Source organism: Streptantibioticus ferralitis (assembly GCF_029223525.1).
Classification (GTDB): Bacteria; Actinomycetota; Actinomycetes; order Streptomycetales; family Streptomycetaceae; genus Streptantibioticus_A; species Streptantibioticus_A ferralitis.
The window spans coordinates 39853-49445 of the sequence record NZ_JARHTQ010000044.1 but is presented as its reverse complement, the minus strand read 5'-3'; the positions used below and the strand labels follow the sequence as shown (position 1 = coordinate 49445).

The window sequence follows — 9593 nt, the reverse complement described above, 5'->3', positions numbered from 1 at the left end:
AAGCGTGACCCCGAGCGCGCCATGCGCCGCATAATGAGGGAAGCCAACAGCCTCGGGCTGACCGTCCGCTTCGAACCGATCGCAGCTACCTGAGCGCGGGAACAGCTCTATTTTCGTGTCAGACCCGCCGTCCGCGCCCCTTGCAGGGGGGCGCGGGCGGCGGCTGGTGTTGAGCTCTTCAGCGTGCGGTCGTCTGGGGGTTGGGGACCGTCATTCGAGCCCCTATTTGCGCCCCTGGGGTTGGGCCGCGCCGTTGTGGGGCCAGTTCCTGTTGGGGGACCAGTTCCCGCGCTGGGACTTGCTTGTGCGCTGCGGCCGCCAGTGTCTGCAGCGGACCTTGCCCTAGTGCCGATGCCAGCCGTCCCGGTGGTGGTGGCGGTGATGGTGGTGGCGGTGATGGTGGTGGCGGTGGTGATGATGATGGTGGTGGTGGCAGCGTTCGCTTCGCCTGATGGTGGTGGTGTTGGTGGCGGTGTGGATGGTGGTGTCACCGCCACCGGTCACCGTGGCGCGGTTGGTGACCGTGCCACGGGCGTGACAGGTGATCTTTACTGTCAAGGTGATGGGCGTGTAGGCAAACCCGGCGCCAAGGACAGCGCTGTTCGTGCAGGTCAAGGTGGACAAGGTGCAGTCCCAGCCCGCGCCGGTCATGCTGACGGGGACGAGTTCTCTGGGAAGCGTGTCGTGGACGATGACCGGGGTGCCGTCGGTCGGGCCGGACCCGTCGTTGCCCACGTTGATCGTGTACACGCCTTTCCTGCCTTGCACGAACCTCCCCTCGTGCGTTTTGGCGATGGCCAACGACGGCTGACTCGGTTGCACGGACACCCGCGCCGAGGCGGACGTACGCCCGGTAGCGGCGTGGGCGGGCTGGACCGGCGTGAGCGCAGGCAGGGCCAGCCCCGCCAGCAGCACCAACGCCGCCAGCCATAGCCGCGACCACGACTGCGACTCCCCGGTCTCGTGCCGCAGCCCACCCGAGGCGGGCTGCAGGCCGTTGCGTTTAGGCACCGACGACTCCTCTCCATGACAAAGTGACCCGCGCACAACACCCGCAGCGCCAACACAGACCGCAATTGTGTGATTACCGAATCATTCAAGTCGGCACCCACCCCCGATGTCGCGCGACATCGCCGAGACGCCACCCGCATGGCCCGCTGGCCTCGGCTTCGCGTCTGCCGGGCACCTGAGGGGGCGTTGGCCATCCCAGCGCTACCGCGAGAGAGTGCGGCAGTTGTCGGAGGACACCCTCGTGACGGAGAGAACGGCAGGCGGCGGTCCTGGCACCGCCGACGGCGGCAGCTGCAACGACGGCGCGGAGCTACGTGTGGCATCACGTGCGGGTACCCGTCGGCTGCCGCCCGGTATCGTGGCTTTCATTGTCAGAGGGGGTCACGTGGCTCTGGGCCCAGCACGGGAAGCGCGCATTGCCGAGATGGTTGAGGCGGCCCGGCCGGTGTGGGAGACCACCGGCGATAGAGACGCGCTGCAGCAGTACCTGAAAGACCACGGCTGCAGCCGAGTAGAGGCTGTCTTCGTGCCGAGCGTCAGTTCCACAATCAGGCGATGGATCTACTGACCGGTCTGCCAACGCCGAGGACTGACAGCGTTGTTCCATACGAGGACCAAGCCGACATCTAGGTCTGACATCAACGGCTGCGTACCTCAGCGAATCGCCCAGGATCTCAGTTCCCAAGCTGATGCTCCATGGACCAGGTCACGGCAGTTGTGGAGCTGGCTCATGCGGCGGAGCCGGGAACTGTAGCCCGGGTTCTGAAAGGCCCTGGCGGGTGTTCCCCGAAATCCTCGCGCAGAGGCGCTGGACTCGGATTCTCCGTCGGCCACTTCTCTCCGGGGTCCACGACCGGGAAATGCGGCGAGCACCGGCAGCTCTGGACGGACATTGTGCGGGACGGAGATTGCGCGGGACGGAGATTGTGCGTACGCGGCGCCAATGGCGGACACTGGCTGATAGGAACCTGTCCACCTCGCGACGGGCCTCTCCTCCCGGCGCGATCTGGTAGGCGCAGGAGGTACCACGTGCTTACCGGTTTTGCCCAGGCGTTCAAGACGCCTGACCTGCGCAAAAAGCTGCTGTTCACGCTCGGCATCCTGGCGCTGTACAGGTTCGGCGCGCACATTCCGGTGCCGGGCATCGACTACCACAATGTCAACACATGCATCAAGGAGGCCGGGGGCAACGGCGGCCTCTTCGGCATAGTCAACCTGTTCAGCGGCGGTGCGCTGCTGCAGCTGACGATCTTCGCACTCGGCATCGTGCCGTACATCACGGCGAGCATCATCCTGCAGCTGCTCACCGTGGTCATTCCGCGCCTGGAGGCCCTGAAGAAGGAGGGCCAGGCGGGCCAGACGAAGATCACCCAGTACACCCGGTACCTGACGCTGGCACTCGCCGTGCTGCAGGGCACCGGCTTGATCGCGACCGCGCAGAGCGGCACGCTCTTCCGCACCTGTACGGTCAGCGGCCAGATCATCCCGGACACCTCGATCTTCCGGACCGCGATCATGGTCATCTCGATGACCGCGGGCACTGTCCTGGTCATGTGGCTCGGTGAGCTCATCACCGACCGCGGTATCGGCAACGGCATGTCGATCCTGATGTTCACCTCGATCGCGGCCGGGTTCCCCAGCGCGCTGTGGGGGATCAAGAAGTCCGGCAAGATCGTCGGCGGTTGGGGCGAGTTCGCCATCGTGATCGCGGTCGGCCTGGTCATGGTCTGCCTGGTGGTCTTCGTCGAGCAGGCCCAGCGCCGGATCCCGGTCCAGTACGCGAAACGCATGATCGGCCGCCGGTCCTACGGCGGTACAGCGACGTACATCCCGGTCAAGGTCAACCAGGCCGGTGTCATCCCGGTCATCTTCGCGTCGTCGCTGCTCTACGTTCCGGCCCTGGTCGTTCAGTTCAGCAGAAACTCCACGTCCGGGTGGGCACAGTGGATCAGTACCAACCTGACCAAGGGTGACCACCCGATCTACCTGACCCTGTACTTCCTGCTGATCGTCTTCTTCGCCTTCTTCTACGTGTCCATTTCCTTCAACCCCGCGGAAGTTGCCGACAACATGAATAAGTATGGCGGCTTCATCCCAGGTATCCGGGCCGGTCGCCCCACGGCGGAGTACCTGAGCTATGTGCTCAACCGGATCACCTGGCCGGGCTCGCTCTACCTGGGCCTGATCGCCCTCGTGCCCACGGTGGCGATCGCGTTCTTCCAGGGAAGCGCCAACAACTTCCCCTTCGGAGGCACCAGCATCCTCATCATCGTGGGTGTCGGCCTGGAGACCGTGAAGCAGATCGAGAGCCAGCTCCAGCAGCGCAGCTACGAAGGGTTCCTCCGCTGACGCTTACGTCCTGGTTGGGCCTGCTGGCGACCGGCGGCGAGGGCGGCACCAGATCTGAGGAGAGACCGTGGCCCAGACCTATGACCCCCGCCGCACGGCGGTTCTGCTGGTCGATCCCTACAACGACTTCCTCTCCGAGGGCGGCAAGATCTGGCCCAGGCTGGAGCCCGTGGCGAAGGAGGTCGGCCTGCTGGACCACCTGCGTTCCGTGATCGCTTCCGCCCGCGAGGCCGGCGTACAAGTGGTGTTCGTCCCGCACCGCCGCTGGGAGCCGGGCGACTACGAGACATGGGATCACCCGAACCCGACCCAGCGGGCCATCATGAAGCGGCACAGCTTCGCCCGCGGTACCTGGGGTGGTGAGTTCCACCCCGACTTCCAGCCGCAGGAAGGCGACATCGTCGCCCACGAGCACTGGGCGCAGAGCGGGTTCGCCAACACCGACCTGGACCTCCAGCTCAAGCAGCACGGCATCACCCACGTGGTGGTCGTCGGCCTGCTGGCGAACACCTGTATCGAGTCCACCAGCCGTTTCGCCATGGAACTCGGCTACCACGTGACGCTGGTCCGCGACGCCACCGCCGCCTTCCTCCCCGAAATGCTGTACGCCGCCCATGAGTTGAACGGCCCCACCTTCGCGCACGCCATCGTCCACACGGACCAACTTGTCACCGCGTTCAAGGAAGCGCGGTCGTGATCCTGGCCGGGCAACTGGCCGGTGGGGCAGCCTACTTGGCCGCCATCACGGCGATCAGGCTTCGGGGCCTTCGACCTCCGCGTCCGACATCAACGGGGTGGCCGGAGGCGGTCGTCAGCGCCTCGCAAGTCGTTGCTGACTTCGACGGGCCCGGCTGGCGCGAGTGGTGAACACCATGTCGTTTGCGACGAGTTGGCTCGGCCGATCCCGTACTGAAGCGATGAGTAGGAGGTTCGAGGCGGTTACTGCTCCGGCGGCAGGTCCGGCGGGGGCGAGGCTGGCAGCGGGCCGAAGCCAGGCGGCGGAGGGGGACCGAAGCTGCCGGGCGGGGGCGGGGGCAGAGGATGCTGTTCCGGCTTGGCTCGCCGGAGGCGGGCGGCGGATCTGGCTCGGACGAGAGCGGAGCGACCCTTGTCGGCCGCTGCACGTCCGAGCTCGGACTCAGCGATCTGGCGGGCACGGTCCGTCGCCCGCTGCGCACCTCCCTGCGCGCCTTGGCGAGTCCCCTCCCATGCGCTCCTACCGCCGCGAGCGGCCGCCCGGCCGAGGTCGGCCACGCGGCGGGCTTGGTCCGACTCCGTGATCTGGCGCAGCCGTTCATGGTCGGCGACCTGCTGGGCAACCTGGCGGCCCCCTCGCCACACGGTTTGGCCCCTCTCGGCGGCGGCGTACGCGACGGAGGGCAACAATTGCACGCCGGTGACTGAGGTGCCGGCCAAGCGGTCGGCGAGGGAGCGGCCGGTACCGAACAGCGTGGCCAGGGCATTGAGCCAGAAAATGACAACCGCGATCACCCAGCACAGCACGGCGAGTGCGAAGTCGCCGTCGAGCAGTACGCAGCAGGCCACGGCATAGCAGCCGACATCGGTCACGGCGGTGACGAGGGCGCGTACAGCCGCACGCCGCCGTCCCAGTGGGCCCGACATCCGCGGTCCGTCAGGTGCGACGCGCAGACCTGCCAGCGCCTTGCCCACTGTGCGGCGGGTCCACATGAGGGCCACGAACTGGTAGAGGAAGGCGAAGAGCAGCAGGGCGCCGAAAGCCTCCTCGACATCGAGGACGGTGGTGTCCCAAATGGACAAACCGACGCCCTCGGCTGTCCCGGGCAGGTTCCCACGAGAGCTGAGGATCCGCCAGACGCTCTCCCCGACCACGCCAAGGCCGGTCACCTGGCCGGCGATCCGGTGGAAGGTGAAGCTGCCGATCAGCACCGCCACGGTGAGAACGATGGCGAAGTCGAGCAACCACGCGAGCAGGCGACGCCATGGTGACGGCCTACCCGTCGGAACCTTCGAGCCCGGTGTCCCCAAGTCCGGTATGTCTGCTGACACGGCATCCCCCCGAAGCGACTACTCGACCAACCCGTCACGATAGCGATAGTTGACATACGCAGCCCAGCAGTCACGGCAGTTCAATCTCGACCGCTCAGCCAGCCACTGGAAGCGCACCGCGGCGGGGCGAACGAGCCACCGCCACCCGCCTGTGGCGCTTCTTCCGCCGTGGCTTTCTCGACTCAGGACACCAGAGCCGCTGAGCGACAGTGAGATTCGGGTACTGCGCTGCCTGTCTGCCAACCTGACCATGCCGGAGATCGGGGAGGGGCCATGGGGAGGGCTTTCATCAGAGGTCAGGGCTCGATGACCACCTTGATCGCGCCAGCGCTTCGGTCGGCCGCGACACGGAACGCCTCGCGGGCGTCGGCGATGGGGTATCGGTGCGTGATGATGGTCTGTGCGATTTCCAGGTTCTCGGCCAGCATGGATGCGACTTCTTCGACCTCGCGTACTCCGTCCCACCGTCCGTAGGAAATGCTGTTGATGTATGTGAGCTCCTTGTTGAGGCTCAGGATGCCGGGGATCGGCATGGCGTCCATGTACACGCCGAGGGAGACGATCCGGCCCCCCGGCCGCGCCGCCTGCGCGGCGGCGACCAAGCTGGATTCACTGCCCGCGGCGTCGAGTACCACGTCGTAGAAGCCGTTCGGCCGACCCGCCCCCAGCCGCTCGGCGGCCGCTGTCTGGTGGTCATGCCGAGTGTCCAGGTCGACGTCGAGTCCGTGGTGCCGGGCCGCCGCGGCCGCGAGCAGTCCTATCGAGCCGCCGCCGACCACGAGGAGGCGTTCCCCGGGGCGTACCTGCGCCCGGCGCAGCGCATGCCAGGCGATCGAGCCCGGCTCGACCAGGCAGGCATCCCTGACGTCCAGGTGTTCAGGCAGCTCCAGCAGGGTGAACTCCGGGACGATGATCGTCTCGACCATGCCTCCGTCGGCGAACATCCCCAGGTAGGCGTGACCCGCTTCGGTGCAACGTTGAGTGTCACCGGCCTTGCACTCCTCGCACTGCCCTCCGTAGATGTTCGGTTCGACGAAGTAGGCCGCGCCGCTTTCGTCGACGCCTGCGAATTCGTGGCCGTAGACGAATCCGGTGATGCCCGCGGCGACGAAGTTGACGTCGGTACCGCAGATCCCCGCTGACGCGACCGACAGCCGTGCCCCTACTCCATCCGGCTCGTCGGCGTTGATGACGCGGATTCCCTCGGCGGTGTTCACTACAGCGCGCATGTCCTGCTCCCCTCAAGGCTTAAGGCGTCCGGATGTTATCCGAACAACGTTCGTTTAAGGATAACGGCACCGCCGGACACTAGCCTTGGCCGGGTGCACGAACCGACGACGACCGCAGCAGCGGGAACGGCCCCGCTGGAAGAAGCGCCGACCGAGCCGAGGCCGGGAACGGCGGCATGGTGGCTGGCGCGCGAAAAGGAGCCTGCTCAGCACCGGCGACGCAGATCCTTGACGCTCGAGGCCATCCTCGACGCGGCCATGGCGCTTCTCGATGCCCAGGGAGCGGCTGCGCTGACGATGCGCAGCGTCGCCCAAGTGCTCTGCTGCAAGCCATCGTCGCTCTACCACCACGTACGCGACCGGGAGGAACTCGTCACCCTGCTCGCCGACCGGGCGTTGGACGTGGCGAGCGCACCCCCGCCCGACACCCTGGACTGGACGGGCAAGGCGGCGTGGTCCGCACGCCTGTTCCGTGCGCACCTGCGGCGGCACCCCGGCCTGGCCTCGCTCCTGAGCGGGACCGAACGACTCGGGCCCAACTCGCTGGCCGGGCAGGAGTACGCCCTTGAACTGTTCATCCGCGCCGGGTTGAGCCCCCGCCACGCGTACGCCGCCGCGTCCTCGCTCGCCACGTTCATCGTCGGCTCGGTGCAGTTCAACCAAAGGTTGGACGCGTCGGAAGCCGACGAGCGCCGTCACCGCCGCCTGCTGTTCGGCTCACGGGACGGCTCAGCGCTTCCGCTGCTCGTCCGGCATGCCGACGAACTCGCCGACGTCGGCAGTGACGACGAGTTCGAAGTCGGTCTCAACGCGCTGCTCACGGGATTCCGCGCGCTGGTCGAAGAAACGCGCTGACCCGCCCTGTAGCTCAGTGGCGCGATCCGGGAGAGTTTGGCCCGGCTCCCTCCGCTCCAAGCACAGCGGCGTGGATGATCCCAGTCCAGCGGCGGCCTCGGATTGGCCCGGCGCAGGACTGCGACCCGAAGATGACGGCCGTGACCAAGCCAAACACCTTTCGTCCACCCAAATTTGGCAGGCCGGACGACTCGGATTGCACGGAACGCGGCGTGCCGCACGACAGGATGCTCAGCTTCGGGCTGGGTTCGATTCCGGTCGAGCTCGTCACAGCCGTCGAGCATCACGGTATCCCCCGCTGCGAGGCGTACGCCGAGGCCACTGGCTGGGTTCAGCGTCGCCGCGTCTGTACGGGCTGCAGTCGGGATGTGCCCGTCGCACTCTCGACGTGCGCCGACAGCCCTGCGCTGGCGCCAGCGCTGTCGGCTGGTGTGCCGGATCCGTTCTGTCCGTGCCCACCAGAGGCGAAGCCCCGAAGCGCGGAAGCCTCGGGGCCTTTCGCTACGGCGCCCTGAACAGCGTGGGGAAGCGAGGGGCCAGCCAGGGCTTGCGCCCCCAGGCGAGGATCTTGCCGCGGGCGATGGCACCCGTGGCGCTGCGCCTGCCGAGGGCGAGCAGGAAGAACGTGACCGGCTCGGACGCGATCGTGCAGTCGGGGCGGCGCGGGGGCTCGACGCTCACGACCGCGGCGCCGTCGGTGAACGTCACCGCGAATCGGGACAGGCCGCGCACCCGCAGCTCGTAACAGGCGCTGTGCCCGGCGGCGGCACGCGCGTCGCTGACCCAGGGCATCGCCGTGATCAGGAACGGCAGCGCCAGATCGACCCGGTCGCGGTCGATCATGTGCGGTCGCCCCAGGGCCGTGGCGATGTCGTAGCCGTGGCCGAGCATGTGGGTCAGCAGGTAGGAGCCCAGGGTTCCCAGGTCCATGGGCCCGAGCGGGGTCACCGTCGGTTCGTCCGCTGACCGCAGGTCTGCCGCCTCGGTGAACGCCTGCGCGTGCTGGACGATCCCGGCCGCCAGGACGGCCGGGTCGCGTTCGGTGAAGTCGGCCAGCGAAGCGGCGTTGGCCGCCGCGAGGCCCTGCGGGGTGCCATCGCCGTAGGTCTGCTCGCGTCCCGCGGCGAGAGCCGCCATCAGCTCGTTCGCCAGGACGAGATGTGCCGCGGACTCCGCGACGGTCCACTCGGCGCCGGGAATGGGCACCGCGGCGTCTGTACACGACCGGAGCAACTCGGCGATGTCCTCCGCTACGGCGCCGATGGCTTTGGACAGCCTTGATCGCACCGAAGGCTCATGATGGGGGGCGGTCATGGACGACGAGCATGGACCAGACCCGTACATCTGTCCAGGGACGGCGAACGACCAGCACCCCGGTCGCGCGAACGCCCCCTCAGGCCGAAGTGCGGAGGGGGCGCGGTGCCGCGTGCGCGGTGTCAGGACAGGGCGGAGAGGGCGGAGGTGAGCGAGATCGGCGTGCCCGCGAGGGCCTTGCTCACCGGGCAGTTGGCCTTCGCGTCCTCGGCCGCCGCCTTGAATGCGGCCTCGTCGATACCGAGCACCTGGCCCTCTACCGTGAGATGGATTCCGGTGATGCCGGGGCCCGGCTCGAAGGTGACCGCGGCCTTCGTCGTGAGCTGCGTCGGCGGAGTCCCGGCCCTGGTGAGAATGTTCGCCAGAGCCATCGAGAAGCAGCTGGAGTGGGCGGCGGCGATCAGTTCCTCGGGGCTGGTCTTCCCGTTGGGGTCCTCGGCGCGAGAAGCCCAGGTCACTGGGAAGTGGCCGACGCCCGAGGAGTCGAACGTGACCTCCCCGAAGCCCTTGAGCAGTTCGCCTTCCCACTCGGTGTGCGCGATGCGCGTGGTGGCCACGATGAATGCCTCCTGTGTACGGATCCTGTGGACGGACGGCGTCTCCCCGATCGTCCGCCCCACGACGGTCGGCCCGGGCTTGCGACGCGCCGTACCGCACGACCAGCCGACAGGCTGCCGTCCGGGTGGCGCCGCGGTCCGGGTGCGCGACGGCGCCAGCCGCCTGTCCCCGCCCGATCGAAGGTGCGGACGGGGTGCGGTCCGGATGCGACGCGGGCGGTCCTCACCTACAAGGAAGCCCGGGTGGACC

Annotated in this window: 8 protein-coding genes; 3 read left to right on the top strand and 5 right to left on the bottom strand. The window is 67.7% G+C overall.

Going from position 1 to position 9593, the window contains the following annotated elements; translation table 11 throughout:
- Nucleotides 1-342: 342 nt before the first annotated feature.
- Nucleotides 343-1011, bottom strand: coding sequence for a hypothetical protein (locus tag P2L57_RS36335; RefSeq protein ID WP_275822153.1), 669 nt, complete (start codon nucleotides 1009-1011; stop codon nucleotides 343-345).
- 1029 nt (nucleotides 1012-2040) lie between these two features.
- Here P2L57_RS36335 and secY point away from each other — a divergent pair.
- Together secY and P2L57_RS36325 are read left to right on the top strand one after the other, a co-directional pair.
- The gene (gene secY, locus P2L57_RS36330; RefSeq protein ID WP_275822151.1) at nucleotides 2041-3360 is read left to right on the top strand and encodes a preprotein translocase subunit SecY; all 1320 of its coding nucleotides are present in this window, start codon (nucleotides 2041-2043) and stop codon (nucleotides 3358-3360) included.
- Between the two features lie 67 nt (nucleotides 3361-3427).
- Nucleotides 3428-4057, top strand: coding sequence for a cysteine hydrolase family protein (locus tag P2L57_RS36325; RefSeq protein WP_275822149.1), 630 nt, complete (start codon nucleotides 3428-3430; stop codon nucleotides 4055-4057).
- Between the two features lie 242 nt (nucleotides 4058-4299).
- On the opposite strand, the gene P2L57_RS36320 is transcribed toward P2L57_RS36325, so the two are convergent.
- Nucleotides 4300-5388, bottom strand: a complete 1089-nt coding sequence (locus P2L57_RS36320; RefSeq protein WP_275822146.1) for an RDD family protein — start codon at nucleotides 5386-5388, stop codon at nucleotides 4300-4302.
- 296 nt (nucleotides 5389-5684) lie between these two features.
- Nucleotides 5685-6617: a zinc-dependent alcohol dehydrogenase gene (locus P2L57_RS36315; RefSeq protein WP_275822144.1), complete on the bottom strand. Its 933-nt coding sequence runs from the start codon at nucleotides 6615-6617 to the stop codon at nucleotides 5685-5687.
- Nucleotides 6618-6845: 228 nt separating this feature from the next.
- On the opposite strand from P2L57_RS36315, the gene P2L57_RS36310 reads away from it, so the two are divergent.
- Nucleotides 6846-7472, top strand: a complete 627-nt coding sequence (locus tag P2L57_RS36310; protein WP_275822142.1) for a TetR/AcrR family transcriptional regulator — start codon at nucleotides 6846-6848, stop codon at nucleotides 7470-7472.
- 501 nt (nucleotides 7473-7973) lie between these two features.
- On the opposite strand, the gene P2L57_RS36305 is transcribed toward P2L57_RS36310, so the two are convergent.
- Nucleotides 7974-8759 carry a maleylpyruvate isomerase family mycothiol-dependent enzyme gene (locus tag P2L57_RS36305; RefSeq protein ID WP_308292556.1) on the bottom strand — a complete coding sequence of 262 codons (786 nt, stop codon included), beginning with the start codon at nucleotides 8757-8759 and terminating at the stop codon, nucleotides 7974-7976.
- A gap of 149 nt (nucleotides 8760-8908) precedes the next feature.
- On the bottom strand, nucleotides 8909-9343 hold the full coding sequence (locus P2L57_RS36300) for an OsmC family peroxiredoxin (RefSeq protein WP_275822138.1): 435 nt from the start codon (nucleotides 9341-9343) through the stop codon (nucleotides 8909-8911).
- Nucleotides 9344-9593: the final 250 nt, after the last annotated feature.

Coding starts and splice junctions, on each gene's coding strand:
- P2L57_RS36315 (WP_275822144.1), bottom strand. CDS start 6,617: ATGCGCGCTGTAGTGAACACCGCCGAGGGAATCCGCGTCATCAACGCC.